1 pseudogene is annotated in these 447 nt (G+C 36.9%); it reads left to right on the top strand.

From position 1 onward, the window contains the following. Nucleotides 1–36: 36 nt before the first annotated feature. Nucleotides 37–447 (top strand): annotated as a pseudogene (locus tag Q0856_RS18070) (IS3 family transposase); the annotation flags it as partial.

Below are 447 nucleotides of genomic sequence, written 5' to 3'. Positions count from 1 at the left end.
CGTCCTAAAATAAGTTGACACAAATTCAACTTATTTATGAAGTATTCAGAGAAACCAAGGAAGAAGCGGAGTCAACGCGATTACAATTTAGGCTTTAAATTAGCGGTAATATCCCAAGTAGAAAAGGGCGATATGACCTATAAGCAAGCCCAAAAAGCATATGGTATTCAAGGAAGAAGTACAGTTTTGGTTTGGTTAAGAAAACATGGTACCTTAGACTGGAGCAAACCACGACCAAAGGTTGCCACTATCCAAATGAAAGAAACACCTGCTCAAAAAATAAAAAGATTGGAGAGAGAACTCTCTGATGAGAAGCTTAAAAACAAGGTGCTTAATACGATGATTGATATTTCGGATCAGCAATATGGTACTTCTATCAGAAAAAAGTATTTACCCAATCAATCCAAGGAATCGGACAACAAGGAGTAAGTCTATCTCGTTGTTGTA

The sequence above is a fragment of the uncultured Maribacter sp. genome (genome assembly GCF_947496775.1).
Lineage (GTDB): Bacteria > Bacteroidota > Bacteroidia > Flavobacteriales > Flavobacteriaceae > Maribacter_B.
This window is presented reverse-complemented; position numbering and strand designations above follow the sequence as displayed.